Below are 14,877 nucleotides of genomic sequence, written 5' to 3' on the forward strand. Positions count from 1 at the left end.
CGCGGACGTGCGACGAGCGAAAGCGAGGCTGTGGAGAGGTGGGCCCTGCCGGGATCGAACCGACGACATCCACGGTGTAAACGTGGCGCTCTACCAGCTGAGCTAAAGGCCCGGGATGCCACGAGTCTAGCGTCGCGACGGTGCGCGGCCGTGCTCGCAGCACGCTCGCGTCCTCGCCGGCGCCTCGACGGCGAGGTCACGCGTTCGCGCCGAGACGACCCATGGATGCCGCGAATCGCGGGTCATCTCGGCCGGACCGCGTGACCTCGCGTCGAACGGGACGGGCCGGGGCGGGCCGGGACGGGCGGGGACGACAGCGCGTACCGCCGATGTCCGACCCCCGGGGTAGCGTTGCATGCGTGAATGCCGATCCCGCCGACCAGCGCAAACTGCTCGATCTCGCCGACCTCGACGCCCGCATCGTGCGCGACGAGCGCGTGGCGGCGAACCCGCCGCAGGCCGAGCGCGTGCGCGAGCTCATCGCCCGGCGGGCCACGCTGTCGCAAGAGCTCGGCATCCGGGCCAATGCGCGCGACGACATCACCGCCGAACTGAAGCGTCTCGAGTCCGACGTCGCCGTGGTCGACGCCCGCATCGCCCGCGACACCGACCGCCTCGCCGCATCATCGAACCCCAAGCAGGCGCAGGGCTTCGAGAGCGAACTCGTGTCGCTGAAGCGCCGCAAGGGCGACCTCGAAGACATGGAGATCGCCCTCATGGAGCGCCTCGAGGCAGCGGATGCCGCGGTCGCCGAGCAAGAGGCCCTGATCGCCGACACCAACGCGCAGGGCGCCGAGCTCAGCGCCGAGGCCAAGACCACCGTGTCCGACGCGACGACCCGGCTCGAGGGAGCACGCCGCGACCGCGAGGCCGTGGCCGCCTCGGTGCCGTCCGATCTGCTCGGGCTGTACGAGCGTCTCGCTGCGCGCGGCAACGGCGCCGGACTCCTGCGTGCCGGGGCCTGCGAGGCGTGCCGCATGGTTCTGCCGCCGAGCGATCTGGCCACCGTCCGTCGCGCGCAGACCGACGAGGTCGTCTTCTGCCCCGAGTGCGGCGCGATCCTCGTGCGCACCGAAGAATCGCGATGACCTCGTCCGGAGCCCGTGGCATCTGACACGGTCGTCGTCGGGCGCATCGGTTCCGACCGTCTCGCACTCCTGACCGTCGATCGCGACGCACCCTCCGTCGAGGTCCCCGTCGAACGGCTGGCCGACGCCATCGCGGATCGCGAGGCGCGGGGTGAGGTCCGTTGGGTGTGGGCCGACACCGCCTCGATCTACCCCGGCGTGCTGAAGGCGGGAGCGCGCGTCGCCCGGGCATGGGATCTGCGCCTCGTGCACGGCATCCTGCGCGACGCCGAGGGCGTGGTCGACGATCACGGGCTCCGCTCCCATCGGGAGTGGGATGCCGGCAGTGCGGCGCCCGCGACCGGCGACACGCTCTTCGACCTCGGCGACGCCTCGACCGGCCTTCCCGACTCCCTCGACGCCGCCGTGGCGGAGTACCGCCGACAGCTCGCGGCCATCGCCTCGTCGTCGGCACCGGGAGCGCTGCGGCTCCTGTGCGCCGCGGAATCGGCGGGAGCGCTCGTCGCCGCGGAACTGCACGCGGCGGGCGTCCCGTGGAGCCGGACAGCGCACGAGGAGATGCTCGAGCGTCAGCTCGGAACTCGCCGGGGCGGGGGACTGCCCGCTCGCATCGAGCAGACCGCCGCCGCCGTCCGCGAGGCGCTCCACGATCCGACGGCGTCGCTCGACTCGCAGCCGCGGCTGCTGCGGTCGCTGCACCGGGCGGGGCTGCAGGTGACCTCGACGAGTCGATGGGAGCTCGCCGAGCACGATCACCCGGTCGTCGCTCCGCTCATCGCGTACAAGAAGCTCATGCGGCTGTACACGGCCAACGGATGGGCGTGGATGCAGGAGTGGGTGCACGACGACCGCTTCCGCCCCGTCTACGTGCCCGCCGGGGTCGTGACGGGACGCTGGGCGTCGTCGGGCGGCGGGGCGCTGCAGATCCCGCGGTCACTCCGCACGGCCGTGCGTGCCGACCCGGGCTGGACCCTCGTCACCGCCGACGTGGCCCAGCTCGAGCCCCGGGTGCTCGCGGCGATGGCCCGTGACACGGCGCTGGCCGAAGCGGCATCCGGACGCGACCTCTACGCCGGCATCGTCGAACGCGGGGCGGTCGGCAGCCGCGCCGAGGCCAAGCTCGCGATGCTCGGCGCGATGTACGGCGCGACGACCGGCGAGAGCGGCCGCTTGCTGCCGCGCCTTCGCCGCACCTTCCCGCGCGCGATGCAGCTCGTCGACGACGCGGCCCGCACCGGCGAGAACGGGGGAGTGGTCCACACCTGGCTCGGGCGCACCTCACCCGCCGCCGGTGACGCCTGGCAGCAGCTGCAGTCCCTCGCCAGTGACGCCACGGCATCCGGTGCCGACGAGACCCGTGCCCGGCGCTCCGCCCGCGACCGCGGTCGTTTCACACGCAACTTCGTCGTGCAGGGCACGGCCGCTGAATGGGCCCTGGCGTGGCTCGCCGACCTGCGCGCGCGTCTCGCCGCCTTCCCCCCGGTGGATGCCGCTCGCGCGGCGTCCGCCTCGGGGCCGATGTTCGCGCGATCGCCGCATCTGGCGTTCTTCCTCCACGACGAGATCGTCGTGCACACCCCCCTCGAGCACGCCGACGCGGTGGCGGCGGCGGTGCGGGAGTCCGCGGCATCCGCCGGTCGGCTGCTGTTCGGGACGTTCCCCATCGACTTCCCCCTCGACCTGCGGATCGGTGAGACGGCCGAGAAGGGCTGACCGGCCCGCGTAGACTCGACGGTGCGAATGGGTCGGCTGGACGGTCGCGTCACGGGTTCGCCCGTGCCGAGGAACGTCCGGGCTCCACAGGGCAGGACGGTGGGTAACGCCCACCCGGAGCAATCCGCGAGACAGTGCCACAGAGAGCAGACCGCCCGCGCTTACGGCGCGGGTAAGGGTGAAAGGGTGGTGTAAGAGACCACCGGGGTCGTGGTGACACGACCCGCGAGGTAAACCTCGTCCGGAGCAAGGCCAGACAGGGGATGACGACGCGGCTCGCCGAGTCCCCGGGTAGGCCGCTGGAGCGGCACGGCAACGTGTCGCCGAGAGAGATGACCGTCCACGGGGCCCTGAGCTTGTCGAAGGGCCCCCGGACAGAACCCGGCGTACAGGCCGGCCCATTCGCACCTCCCGCTCGGCGGACGACGACGACCCCGCCCGCTCCACCGAGCACGGCGGGGCCGTCGTGATCTCGCCTCAGGCGCCCGGGCCGGAGCCGGAGCCGGTGGTCGGAGGAGCCATTCCTCCGCCGCCCAGCCCGCATCGCGCCGACTCACCGACGAGTGTCGGACATATGTTCTACACTCGATCACGGCCGGGGAAGGGGTCCGGTGCATGGGGTCGACCAGAGTCAGCGACGAGATGGTCGCGCGGGTGCTGGCATCCATCGCCCCCTGCACGCTTCAGCCCGAGACCTGGGGAGCGCGCCCCATCGAGTGGTACGCGCAGAAGCGCGCGGTGTGGGCCTGGGTCACGTGGCCCAATCGCGCCGCAACGCGCGAGGCCGCGTGGGCCACCGGGGGCAACGACCGCGTCGTCATGCTCGAGGTGCCCTGCGAGGGCGGCCACTGGGCGCCCGTGGTGTGGCGTAACGCCGTCAGCGTGCGTCAGGTCGACGCGGCGTGATCACTCGCGGTGAGCCGCAACACCGATCCCCACGAGCGACAGGATGCCACCCGCCCCGCGCCTCACTTGACGGCGGGCAGCGCCTCGGGCACGGGCACGGCGAGGGATGCGGCGCCGATGATCCCGGCGTTGTTGCGGTGCTTCGCGGGGACGATCGGTGCGCGGAGTTTCAGGAGCGGGAGGAACTTCTCGGAGTGCTTCGAGACGCCACCGCCGACGACGATCAGGTCGGGACTGAAGAGGAACTCGACGTAGTCGTAGTACCACTGCAGACGCTCGGCCCACTTCTCCCACGACAGCTCTTCGCGCTCCATCGCGGAGTAGGCCGCGAAGTGCTCGGCATCCTTCTTGTGTCCGGCGCGCTGGAGGTGACCCAGTTCGCTGTTCGGAACGAGGACGCCGTCGTAGATCATGGCCGACCCGATACCCGTGCCGAGCGTGGTGAGGATGACGAGGCCGTCGATGCCCTTCGCCGCTCCGTATCGCACCTCGGCGATGCCCGCGACATCGGCGTCGTTGGCGAAGTGGATGTCGCGCGACAGCCCGTGCTCGAAGAACTTCTCGGCCTCGAACCCGATCCACGTCTTCGACACGTTCGCCGCCGACAGCGTGCGTCCGCCCTTGACGATCGCGGGGAACGCCACGCCCAGCGGCAGGTCTGCCGGGGCTTCGAGCGTCTCGAGCACCTGCGTGACCGCGGCGAGCACGTCGGCGGGCTCCGCGCCCTCGGGAGTGGCGACCTTCACCCGGTCGCTGACGAGCTCCCCGGCGTCGAGATCGACGATTCCCGCCTTGATGCCGGTTCCGCCGATGTCCACTCCGACCGCACGAGACGCATTCGTTGCCATACCCCTCAGCCTATCCAGCCCCGGGGTCGGCATCAGTAGGATCGGGAGAGCACCGGCGGTTCCGCGCCGATCCGCGAGACGCACGTGAGGAGCCATCGTGAGCGACGACAACGAGAAGTACTGGTACAACCTCGAGACCGGCCAGGTCGAGAAGGGGTACGAGTCGCCCGCGATCGACCGCGCCGGCCCGTTCGACACCGCCGAAGAGGCGGCCAACGCGCCGCAGCTGCTCAAGCAGCGCGCCAAGCAGTGGGCCGACGAAGAGGCCCAGGACGACTGAGTCCCCGGCCCGACGCACCGACCTCCCCCGAAACGAAGGATGACGATGGACAAGCAGCGCGATTTCGTCCTGCGCACGATCGAGGAGCGCGGCGTCAAGTTCGTGCGCCTCTGGTTCACCGACGTGGTGGGCACGCTCAAGTCGGTGGCGATCGCCCCCGCCGAGGTCGAGGGCGCCTTCACCGAGGGACTGGGCTTCGACGGCTCGGCGATCGAGGGCCTCACGCGCTCCTACGAGTCCGACCTGCTCGCCCACCCCGACCCCACGACGTTCCAGATCCTGCCGTGGCGCGGCGAGATCGACCCGACGGCGCGCATGTTCTGCGACATCACCACGCCCGACGGGCAGCCCGCGGTCGCCGATCCCCGCCACGTGCTCAAGCGCACGCTGGCCAAGGCGGCCGACGCGGGCTTCACGTTCTACACGCACCCCGAGATCGAGTTCTACCTGCTGAAGTCGTCGCAGCTCGGCGCCGACGGACGCCCCCAGCCCGTCGACTCGGCCGGCTACTTCGACAACGTCCCGGGTGGCACCGCGCACGACTTCCGCCGTCGCTCGGTGCGCATGCTCGAAGACCTCGGCATCTCGGTCGAGTTCAGCCACCACGAGGGCGGGCCCGGTCAGAACGAGATCGACCTGCGCTACGCCGACGCCCTCACCACGGCCGACAACATCATGACCTTCCGCACGGTGGTGAAGGAGGTCGCGATCGAGCAGGGCGTCTACGCCACCTTCATGCCCAAGCCCATCAGCGGCCAGCCCGGCAGCGGTATGCACACGCACCTGTCGCTGTTCGAGGGCGACATGAACGCGTTCTACGAAGAGGGCGCGCAGTACCAGCTGTCGAAGGTTGGGCGCCACTTCATCGCGGGCCTGCTGCGCCACGCGAACGAGATCTCGGCGGTCACGAACCAGTTCGTCAACTCGTACAAGCGCCTGTGGGGCGGCGACGAGGCCCCCAGCTTCATCTGCTGGGGTCACAACAACCGCTCGGCTCTCGTGCGCGTGCCGCTGTACAAGCCGAACAAGGGCCAGTCGACGCGGGTCGAGTACCGCGCGCTCGACTCCGCCGCCAACCCCTACCTGTCGTACGCGCTCATGCTCGCGGCCGGCCTCAAGGGCATCGAGGAGGAGTACGAGCTCCCCGCCGAGGCCGAAGACAACGTGTGGTCGCTCAGCGACACCGAGCGCCGTGCCCTCGGGTACGCGCCGCTTCCGTCGAGCCTCGACCACGCCCTCGAATACCTCGAGGAGTCCGAGCTCGTCGCCGAGACGCTGGGGGAGACCGTCTTCAAGTACGTTCTGCTCAACAAGCGTCGCGAGTGGAACCAGTACCGCGCGCAGGTGACGCCGTTCGAGCTGGCGAGCAACCTCGAAGCGCTCTGACGGACCGCCGATGACCTCGGGCGACCGCTCCACCGCGCTCACCGCCCTCGCCCGCACCGGCTTCTCGCAGCTCACCGAGGCAGACACCCTGCTCGGTGAGCTCGAGGAGTCGGTCGGCGTCGATCGGGCGGATGCCATGCAGCTCGCGCAGCGCGTGGCCGACCCCGACCGCGCGCTGAGAGCGATCCTCCAGGTCGCGCGCCGCGACGTCGCGGCGGTACGCACGGCGGCCGCCGACCCCGGAGCATGGCGGGCCCTGTGGGACATCGTGGGGGCCTCCGACGGTTTCGCCGAGTTCTACCTCCGGCATCCCGACGAGATCGCGCACCTGTCGGGCGCGGGCCTGACGCTGCCGGATGAGCCGACGATGCGGGCCGAACTGCTGGCATCCGTCGGCGACGACGACGGCTTCGCGGCGGATGCGACGGATGCCGCCTGGGTCGCCCTGCGCGTGAGGTACCGGCGTCTGCTCGCCCGCATCGCCGCCTACGACCTCGGTCAGGACGACCCGGCCGCCGCGATCGACGTCGTCTCGTCATCGCTCGCCGACCTCGCCGGAGCGGCACTGGAAGCCTCTCTCAGCGTCGCGCGCTCGCGCGTCTCGGGAGCCGGTCCCGGTGCGTTTCCGCGTGAGCAGGTCGCGGCGACCCGGTTCGCCATCATCGCGATGGGCAAGACCGGCGCGCGCGAGCTGAACTACGTCAGCGACGTCGACGTGATCTTCGTCGGCGGTTCAGCCGACGAGGAAGTGGTGAGCGAGGCGCGCGCGATCGACATCGGCACGCGGCTCGCGGTGCAGACGATGCGCGGGATCGCGGGGCCCGAGATCGAGCCGCCGCTGTGGGAGGTCGACCCGAACCTGCGCCCCGAGGGCAAGCAGGGCGCGCTGGTGCGCAGCCTCGCCTCGCACCAGCAGTACTACGCGCGCTGGGCGAAGAGCTGGGAGTTCCAGGCACTGCTGAAGGCGCGCGCGATCGCGGGCGACCCCACGCTCGGCGCCGAGTACGTCGCGGCGGTGCAACCGCTGGTCTGGCACAGCGCGGCGCGCGAGAACTTCGTCGAGGGCGTGCAGAGCATGCGCGAACGCGTCACCGATCACATCCCCGCTGCGGAGGTGAACCGTCAGCTCAAACTCGGGCCCGGCGGCATCCGCGATGTCGAGTTCACCGTGCAGCTGCTGCAGCTCGTGCACGGACTCACCGACGAACGCATCCGCCAGCGCGGAACGCTCGAGGCGCTCGACGCGCTCGTCGCCGAAGGATACATCGGCCGCAGCGAGGCCGAGGCCTTCGGGCGCGACTACCGACTCCTCCGTCTGCTCGAGCATCGCCTCCAGCTGCGCGGGCTCCGTCGCACGGCCCTGCTGCCCGAGAAGGACGACGACCTGCGCGTGCTCGCCCGTGCGTCGCGGCTGGCGGAGTCGGCATCCGGGGTCCAGGCGGTGTGGGAGGGCATCAAGCGCGAGGTGCGCGACATCCACGTGCGCCTCTTCTACCGCCCGCTGCTCTCGGCCGTCGCCGCTCTGCCCGAGGGCGAACGCACACTGTCGACCGAGCAGGCGCGCGACCGCCTCGCGGCCATCGGTTTCCGCGACCCCGCCGGAGCTCTGCGGCACATCGCCGCTCTCACGAGTGGTCTGAGCCGCAAGGCGACCATTCAGCGGCACCTGATGCCGATCATGATCCGGTGGTTCGCCGACGGAGTCGATCCCGACTACGGCCTGCTGGTGTTCCGTCGCATCAGCGAGAGGTTGGGCAACACCCCGTGGTTCCTGCGGATGCTGCGCGACTCCGCGGGCGCCGCGGAGAGCCTCACCCGGGTGCTCTCGGGGTCCCGTTACATCGGCGAGCTCATGGAGTGGATCCCGGAGTCGGTCGCCTGGCTCGACGACGACGCGCTGTTGCGGCCCCGCTCGGGTAAGGCGCTCGAAGACGAAGCGCGCGCGATCCAGACGCGGTGGCAGAACATCGACGACGCGATGCGCTCGGTGCGGGCGCTGCGCCGTCGCGAGATGCTGCGGGTGGCCATGGCCGCGGTCTTGGGCACCGTCTCTCTCGAGGAGCTCTCCGACGCGCTCTCCACCATCACCGAGGTGACGATCCAGGCGACGCTGCGCGCGGTTCGTCGCGTCGTCGTGCCGCCCGAAGACGACGACCTCGATTTCGCCGTCATCGCCATGGGGCGTTTCGGTGGCCGCGAGCTCGGTTTCGGGTCGGATGCCGATGTGATGTACGTCTATCGGGCGAACGGCGTCGACCCTCAGCGGGCGAGTCAGCTGGCGCTGAAGATCGTGGCGGGCCTGCGCGAGCAGTCGGAGGACCACCGCCTCCCTCTCGATCTCGATGCGGAGCTACGCCCGGAAGGACGAAGCGGCCCGCTCGCGCGCTCGATCGAGGCGTACGCCGAGTACTACCGCCGGTGGTCGCTGTCGTGGGAGGCGCAGGCGCTGCTGCGCGCACGCGGCGTCGCGGGCAGCGTCAAGCTCATCCGTTCGTTCATGGAGCTCGCCGACGAGGTGCGCTACCCGGTGTCGGCCGATCAGAACGGTCTACGCGAGATCCGCCGCATCAAAGCGCGCGTCGAGAACGAACGGCTTCCGCAGGGCGCCGATCCCGCACGGCACCTCAAGCTAGGACCCGGATCCCTGAGCGACGTCGAGTGGCTCGTGCAGCTGCTGCAGCTGCAGCACGCGCGGGCGGTGCCCGACATGCGCACGACGTCGACGCTGGGGGCGCTCGACGCAGCGACCGCCGCCGGGCTCGTCGACCGCGACGCGAGCGACAAGCTCGCCGCCGCCTGGCACCTGGCGTCCCGCCTGCGCTCCGCCAACACCCTGTTGTCGGGGCAGACCAGCGACATCCTCCCGGTGGATCGGGGGCGCCTCGACGGGATCGGTCGCATCCTCGAATACCCGCCGCGCTCCGCCACGCAGGTCGAGGAAGACTACCTCGGCGCGACGCGACGCGCCCGGCGCGTGTTCGACAAGCTCTTCTACGGCTGAGCCCCCGCCGTCCCGGCGGGGCCGTCGGCATCCGTCAGGCGATGGATGCCACGGCGGCCGGGCCCCGATCGCCGTCGCTGCCGGCGTGCTCAGCGCGTGGAGCGCTCGCGCGCCGCGGATGTCGTCCCGGCCGGGCCGTCGGCATCCATTGCCACCGCGGGCTCACGACATCACGCGCTCACGACATCAGACGCTCGCGCACCTCGCGCCGCTGCACCTTGCCGATGAGGGAGCGCGGGAGATCGTCGACCACGACCACGCGGCGCGGCACCTTGTAGGCCGCCAGACGCGCCTTGCAGAAATCGCGGATGGCGTCGGGTTCGACCTGGACGCCCTCGCGCAGGACGATCGCCGCGGCGACGTCTTCGCCTCCGCTCGACTTGGGCAGCGCGACCACGGCCGCCCCCGCGATGTCGGGGTGGGAGGTGAGTACGTCTTCGACCTCGCTCGGCGAGACGTTGAAGCCGCCGGTGATGATGATCTCCTTCAGCCGGTCGACGATGGTCACGAAGCCGTCGGGGGAGACCGAGGCGATGTCGCCCGTGCGCAGCCATCCGCCGTCGAGGAGCGTGGCCGCCGTGTCGGACGGCCGATTCCAGTACCCCTGGAACACCTGCGGACCGCGCAGGAGGAGCTCTCCGGGCTCGCCCAGGGGGAGGTCGACGGTCGGGTCGTCGGGGTCGACCACCCGGATCTCCGTGCTCGGGAACGGCACGCCGACCGTGCCGGGGCGTCGCGAGGGACCGATCGGGTTGCCCAGCGCCACCGGTGACGACTCGGTCATGCCGTAGCCCTCCACGAGCAGGCCGCCGGTGGCCGCCTCCCAGCGGTCGACCGTCGCGACGGGCAGGCTCATCGCGCCCGAGATGGCGAAGCGCACGCTCGTGAGGTCGATCGTGCCACGGGCCGCAGCGCGAGCGAGCTGATCGTAGATGGGCGGTACGGCGGGGAGGAAGGTCGGGGGGCTCTTCTTCGACGCGGCCACGACGAGGTCGAGGTCGTACTTCGGGAACAGCACGAGCTTCGCACCGATGCTCATCGCGAACGTGAGGCACAGCGTCAGGCCGTAGGCGTGGAAGAGCGGCAGAACCCCGTAGAACGTCTCTTCGCCGTCGTGGAGCCCGGGCACCCAGGCACGCCCCTGCATGGCGTTGGCGCGCAGATTCGCATGCGTCAGCACCGCCCCCTTGGGGCTTCCGGTCGTTCCGCTCGTGTACTGCAGCAGGGCGATGTCGTCGAGCGCCGGTCCGGCGTGCTTGCGCGAGAGCGAGCCGTGCGTGAGCAACTGCTTCCACGCGATCGGGCGCTTCGACGTGGACGTCGCGGTGAGCTGGGCACGCGACTGCCGCGCCTTCGCCACCGGCAGCCGGAGCGCGAGACGCTTCCCCAGGGGCAGCGCTTCGGTGATGTCGATGCTGACGATGTGCTCGAGGGCCAGGTCGGAGGGGAACTCGGCGACCGTGTCGGCGAGCTTGTCCCACACGATCGCGAATCGCGCGCCGTGGTCCTCGAACTGGTGCCGGAGCTCCCGCGGCGTGTAGAGCGGGTTGTGCTCGATGACGATGGCCCCGAGCCGCAGGGCCGCGTAGAAGGCGACGACGTGCTGCGGCGAGTTCGGCAGCACGAGCGCCACTCGGTCGCCCGCACGCACGCCCAGTCGGCGCAGCCCCTCCGCCGCGCGCGCGACCTGCCGGCCGAGCTCCTGGTACGTCGTGGGCGCGCCGAAGAACTCGAGCGCGGTCTTCTTGCCGTATCTCGCGACTGAGGCGGCGAGCATCTCGGGCAGCGTCTGCGAGGGCTCGTCGATCTCGAGCGGCACGCCCTCGGCATACGAGGTCGACCACGGACGCGAAGCGTAGGGAGAGTCCGGCATCCCTCCATCCTGGCGTGACCCACCGACATCGCGGCGGAAGGGCACCTGTGCGGATGCCGGGAAGCCGGTGTCTTCGTGCGATGGACCGGCGCGACGCGCGGTCGTCGGCGTGATTCGATGGGGGAGTGCAGCAGCTGCGGAACCCGACCGGCCCCGGTCGACGCGCGCTCGTTCTCGGCGAGCGGGTGCGGCGCGCCGTGGCGGAGTCGTCGTGACATCCCCGCGGAGACGTTGGATCGAGAACCTCGACACGAGCCTCATGCGCCTTGGGCGTGCGCGGGCGGTTCTGATGGTCGCCACGGCCCTGGTGATGGGGGCGGTCATCGCCGCCTTCGCCCTCTCCGCTCTCGCGCAGATCGCCGCGGGAGACCTGCGCTGGACCGACACCCTGGGCTCCGGTCGCCGCAGTATGCCCGCCGTGGTCGTCGTCGGTGTCGGAGGCCCGGTGTCCATACTCTTCATCGTCTATGGCGCCGCCCTCGCCGCGCGTCTGCTGCGCCGATGGCCCGAGATCCCGGCTCGACGAACGCGGTGACCTCGCGCGGGGCGTGCGAGAGGCCTACCCTGTCGGGCATGTGCCGCAACATCGTCCCCCTGCACAACTTCACGCCCCCGGCGACGGATGCCGAGTGCCACGACGCCGCGCTCCAGTTCGTCCGCAAGATCGTGGGCACGACGACGCCGTCGCGCGCCAATCAGGATGTCTTCGATCGCGCGGTCGCCGAGATCACGGCATCCGTCCGTCATCTCCTCGACGATCTCGTGACGAACGCGCCACCGAAGGTGCGAGAGGTCGAGGCCGCGAAGCGCCAGGCCCGCTCCGCCGAAAGGTACGAGGCGATCCGGGTGTTCCAGGAGCAGAAGCGCGCGGCGCGGACCACCGGCTGACGCGCCGGGACACGGCATCCGTCGGCTTTGGAAACGACGACGCCCGCCCCCGCGAAACGGCGGGGACGGGCGTCGACGTGGCGATCGGGCGATCAGACCCCGAAGTACAGCTCGTACTCGAAGGGGTGCGGGCGCTGGGCGATCGGCTGGATCTCGTTCTCGATCTTGTACTCGATCCAGGTGTCGATGAGCTCCTGCGTGAAGACGCCACCGGCGAGCAGGAACTCGTGGTCGGCGCGCAGGGCCTCGAGCGAGTCGAGGAGCGAGTTCGGAACCTGCGGGATGTTCTTGGCCTCTTCGGCGGGGAGCTCGTAGAGGTCCTTGTCGACGGGCTCGTGCGGCTCGATGCGGTTCTTGATGCCGTCGATGCCGGCCATCAGCTGGGCCGCGAACGCGAGGTACGGGTTGCCCGAGGCGTCGGGGGCGCGGAACTCGATGCGCTTGGCCTTGGGGTTGGTGCCCGTGATCGGGATGCGGATGGCAGCCGAGCGGTTACCGGCCGAGTACACCAGGTTGACCGGCGCCTCGAAGCCCTTCACCAGACGGTGGTAGCTGTTGAGGGTCGGGTTGGTGAAGGCGAGCACCGCGGGGGCGTGCGCCAGCAGACCACCGATGTACCAGCGGGCGATGTCCGAGAGCCCGCCGTAGCCGGTCTCGTCGTAGAACAGCGGCTTGCCGTCGTTCCAGAGCGACTGGTGGGTGTGCATGCCCGAACCGTTGTCACCGAAGAGCGGCTTGGGCATGAAGGTCGCGACCTTGCCCCACTGCTCGCACGTGTTCTTGACGATGTACTTGAACTTCAGGATGTCGTCGGCCGCGTGCAGCATCGTGTCGAAGCGGTAGTTGATCTCCTGCTGACCACCGGTGCCGACCTCGTGGTGCGAGCGCTCGAGGGCGAAGCCCGCCTCGATCAGCTTGAGGGTGATGTCGTCGCGGAGGTCCGCCGTCTTGTCGACGGGGGAGACGGGGAAGTAGCCGCCCTTGTAGGGGGTCTTGTTGGCGAGGTTCCCGCCCTCTTCCTCGCGGCCCGTGTTCCAGGCGCCTTCCTCGGAGTCGACCGAGTAGAAGCTCGAGTTCTGCTTCACTTCGTAACGCACGTCGTCGAAGATGTAGAACTCGGCCTCGGGGGCGAAGAACGCGGTGTCGGCGATACCGGTGGAGGCGAGGTACTTCTCGGCCTTCTTGGCGACCTGACGCGGGTCCTTGGCGTAGATCTCACCGTTGCGCGGGTTGTAGATGTCGAAGACCATGACGAGGGTCTTCGCCTCGCGGAACTGGTCGACGTACGCGGTGGTCACGTCGGGGATCAGCTGCATGTCCGACTCGTGGATGTTCGCGAACCCGCGGATCGACGAGCCATCGAACAGCTGTCCGACGGTGAAGAACTCCTCGTCGACGGTCGAGGCGGGGATGTTGAAGTGCTGCTGCACACCAGGAAGATCCGTGAAACGGATGTCGAGGAACTTGACGTCCTCGTCCTGGATGAACTTCAGCACCTCGGACGAATCTTTGAACATGAAGACTCCAGAGGTAGAACATTCGGGATCATGCCGGCCTCGGCCAGCCTCCTCGACCCTATACAGAACCGGTGTCCCGGTCATATCTCGCATGTTTCCGGGATGTTACGGCGGGCCGATTACGCTGGATGCCGTGACCGTCCCCGCCGAGAACGCGTACCCGGGCCAGCGGCTCGGCCTTCCCCGCGAGGGTCGCGGCTCCATCGCCCGTCCGGGGCGCCGCATCGCAGCCCTGCTGATCGACGTCGCCAGCGCCGGACTCATCGGATTCGCGTTCTTCTCGAGTCCCGATCCCGTGACCGGAGTGCCGTTCGCGAATCCCATCGCCACGAACCTCATCTTCTTCGCGGTGCAGATCCTCTTCATCCCGCTGATCGGCGGGAGCCCCGGACACCGCCTGATGGGGATGCGCCTCGAACTCGCATCCGGGGGCTGGGTGGGGCTCTGGCGCCCGATCGTCCGGACGATCCTGTTGGCTCTGATCATCCCCGCCGTCGTGTGGGACGCCGACCAACGCGGGCTGCACGACAAGGCGGTCGCAACCGTCCTCGTCCGCACGTGACGTAGGCACCGATTACACGAGAAAGGCCCCCGCTGAGCGGGGGCCTTCCTCGTGGGATCAGCGCGGGCGCGGAGCGCGCATCTTCGTCGGATCGACGCCCTTCGGGATCGGCAGCGACGACAGCCCCTGCGAGACCGACGAGACGCGCTTGATGACGGCGGCCATCGTGGCGCGGTCGACCTTCTTCGGCAACGCCTTGATGGTCGAGGCGAGCTTCGCGATGGGAACCTCGTCTTCGCCGTGACCGACGTAGAGGACGGTGACCGGCACGCCCGCGGCGACGCGGAGCACGCGGGAGCGCTCCTCGCCGACCAGGCGGGTGAGGCGGCTGCGGTTACCCTCACCGATCAGCACGACCCCGCCGCGACCGATCGCGCGGTACAGCGCCTCCTGGGTGCGCGGGTTCACGCCGATGGGGGCCTCAGAGGCCTGCCAGTTGCGACCGAGCGACGACGACAGCACGTGACCGGTGGCCCCGGGCATGCCGTCGATCTTCTTGTACATCGCCGTGGTCGACAGGCGCGTCATGGTGATCATTCCGGCCAGGATGCCGGCGAGAAGACCCGTGACACCCCACAGGATGATGCTCCACACCGCCAGCGGCGGGATGAGGAAGCCGACGAGCACACCGAGGGCGATGCCCACCAGGACGATGCCCGCGAGGAGGAAGGGCAGCCAGCGGTACTCCTTCTGCGTGAAGGTGTAAAGCGTTTTGAGCTGCGAGAAGAAGCCCGGACGCTTCTCGGGCGTGGTGGTGCGAGCGGCCATGAGGACGATTCTATCTTCGCCGCGAACCGTTCCTCCCCAGCGCCTCG

At 70.0% G+C, this 14,877-nt stretch carries 13 protein-coding genes, 1 tRNA gene and 1 other RNA gene; 10 read left to right on the forward strand and 5 right to left on the reverse strand.

Annotated features, from left to right (window positions below):
* Positions 1 to 39 precede the first annotated feature (39 nt).
* A tRNA-Val gene (locus tag Q0818_RS06115) sits at positions 40 to 112 on the reverse strand.
* Between the two features lie 247 nt (positions 113 to 359).
* On the opposite strand from Q0818_RS06115, the gene Q0818_RS06120 reads away from it, so the two are divergent.
* From Q0818_RS06120 to Q0818_RS06135, 4 genes are all read left to right on the forward strand, one after another.
* The gene (locus tag Q0818_RS06120) at positions 360 to 1,088 is read left to right on the forward strand and encodes a C4-type zinc ribbon domain-containing protein (RefSeq protein WP_298872756.1); all 729 of its coding nucleotides are present in this window, start codon (positions 360 to 362) and stop codon (positions 1,086 to 1,088) included.
* Between the two features lie 15 nt (positions 1,089 to 1,103).
* On the forward strand, positions 1,104 to 2,801 hold the full coding sequence (locus Q0818_RS06125) for a bifunctional 3'-5' exonuclease/DNA polymerase (protein WP_298872759.1): 1,698 nt from the start codon (positions 1,104 to 1,106) through the stop codon (positions 2,799 to 2,801).
* A 28-nt stretch (positions 2,802 to 2,829) separates the two neighbouring features.
* An RNA gene (gene rnpB / locus Q0818_RS06130) (RNase P RNA component class A) lies at positions 2,830 to 3,206 on the forward strand.
* Positions 3,207 to 3,416: 210 nt separating this feature from the next.
* Positions 3,417 to 3,707 carry a hypothetical protein gene (locus Q0818_RS06135; RefSeq protein ID WP_298872762.1) on the forward strand — a complete coding sequence of 97 codons (291 nt, stop codon included), beginning with the start codon at positions 3,417 to 3,419 and terminating at the stop codon, positions 3,705 to 3,707.
* A 62-nt stretch (positions 3,708 to 3,769) separates the two neighbouring features.
* Here the strand turns inward: Q0818_RS06135 and ppgK are convergent, their stop codons facing one another.
* A complete protein-coding gene (gene ppgK / locus Q0818_RS06140) occupies positions 3,770 to 4,555 on the reverse strand; it encodes a polyphosphate--glucose phosphotransferase (RefSeq protein WP_298872765.1) in 786 nt (261 codons plus the stop codon).
* A 97-nt stretch (positions 4,556 to 4,652) separates the two neighbouring features.
* Between ppgK and Q0818_RS06145 the strand changes: the two genes are divergently transcribed.
* Genes Q0818_RS06145 through Q0818_RS06155 form a run of 3 tightly spaced genes read left to right on the forward strand, consistent with a single transcriptional unit; the run spans position 4,653 to position 9,222 of the window.
* Positions 4,653 to 4,835: an SPOR domain-containing protein gene (locus tag Q0818_RS06145; protein ID WP_298872768.1), complete on the forward strand. Its 183-nt coding sequence runs from the start codon at positions 4,653 to 4,655 to the stop codon at positions 4,833 to 4,835.
* Positions 4,836 to 4,880: 45 nt separating this feature from the next.
* A complete protein-coding gene (gene glnA, locus Q0818_RS06150; protein WP_076675636.1) occupies positions 4,881 to 6,221 on the forward strand; it encodes a type I glutamate--ammonia ligase in 1,341 nt (446 codons plus the stop codon).
* A 10-nt stretch (positions 6,222 to 6,231) separates the two neighbouring features.
* Positions 6,232 to 9,222, forward strand: a complete 2,991-nt coding sequence (locus tag Q0818_RS06155) for a bifunctional [glutamine synthetase] adenylyltransferase/[glutamine synthetase]-adenylyl-L-tyrosine phosphorylase (protein ID WP_298872771.1) — start codon at positions 6,232 to 6,234, stop codon at positions 9,220 to 9,222.
* Positions 9,223 to 9,400: 178 nt separating this feature from the next.
* Here Q0818_RS06155 and Q0818_RS06160 read toward each other — a convergent pair whose 3' ends face one another.
* Positions 9,401 to 11,095 carry a long-chain-fatty-acid--CoA ligase gene (locus Q0818_RS06160; protein ID WP_298872773.1) on the reverse strand — a complete coding sequence of 565 codons (1,695 nt, stop codon included), beginning with the start codon at positions 11,093 to 11,095 and terminating at the stop codon, positions 9,401 to 9,403.
* Between the two features lie 211 nt (positions 11,096 to 11,306).
* On the opposite strand from Q0818_RS06160, the gene Q0818_RS06165 reads away from it, so the two are divergent.
* Both Q0818_RS06165 and Q0818_RS06170 read left to right on the forward strand, forming a co-directional pair.
* Positions 11,307 to 11,630: a hypothetical protein gene (locus Q0818_RS06165; RefSeq protein WP_298872778.1), complete on the forward strand. Its 324-nt coding sequence runs from the start codon at positions 11,307 to 11,309 to the stop codon at positions 11,628 to 11,630.
* A 38-nt stretch (positions 11,631 to 11,668) separates the two neighbouring features.
* On the forward strand, positions 11,669 to 11,983 hold the full coding sequence (locus Q0818_RS06170; RefSeq protein WP_298872781.1) for a DUF2277 domain-containing protein: 315 nt from the start codon (positions 11,669 to 11,671) through the stop codon (positions 11,981 to 11,983).
* Between the two features lie 92 nt (positions 11,984 to 12,075).
* Here the strand turns inward: Q0818_RS06170 and glnA (Q0818_RS06175) are convergent, their stop codons facing one another.
* A complete protein-coding gene (glnA, locus tag Q0818_RS06175; RefSeq protein ID WP_298872784.1) occupies positions 12,076 to 13,500 on the reverse strand; it encodes a type I glutamate--ammonia ligase in 1,425 nt (474 codons plus the stop codon).
* Positions 13,501 to 13,591: 91 nt separating this feature from the next.
* On the opposite strand from glnA (Q0818_RS06175), the gene Q0818_RS06180 reads away from it, so the two are divergent.
* The gene (locus Q0818_RS06180) at positions 13,592 to 14,062 is read left to right on the forward strand and encodes an RDD family protein (RefSeq protein WP_298872786.1); all 471 of its coding nucleotides are present in this window, start codon (positions 13,592 to 13,594) and stop codon (positions 14,060 to 14,062) included.
* A gap of 57 nt (positions 14,063 to 14,119) precedes the next feature.
* Here the strand turns inward: Q0818_RS06180 and Q0818_RS06185 are convergent, their stop codons facing one another.
* The gene (locus Q0818_RS06185) at positions 14,120 to 14,830 is read right to left on the reverse strand and encodes a DUF4191 domain-containing protein (RefSeq protein WP_298872788.1); all 711 of its coding nucleotides are present in this window, start codon (positions 14,828 to 14,830) and stop codon (positions 14,120 to 14,122) included.
* Positions 14,831 to 14,877: the final 47 nt, after the last annotated feature.

Origin of the sequence: uncultured Microbacterium sp. (assembly GCF_947489255.1) — a bacterium.
Classification (GTDB): Bacteria; Actinomycetota; Actinomycetes; order Actinomycetales; family Microbacteriaceae; genus Microbacterium; species Microbacterium phycohabitans.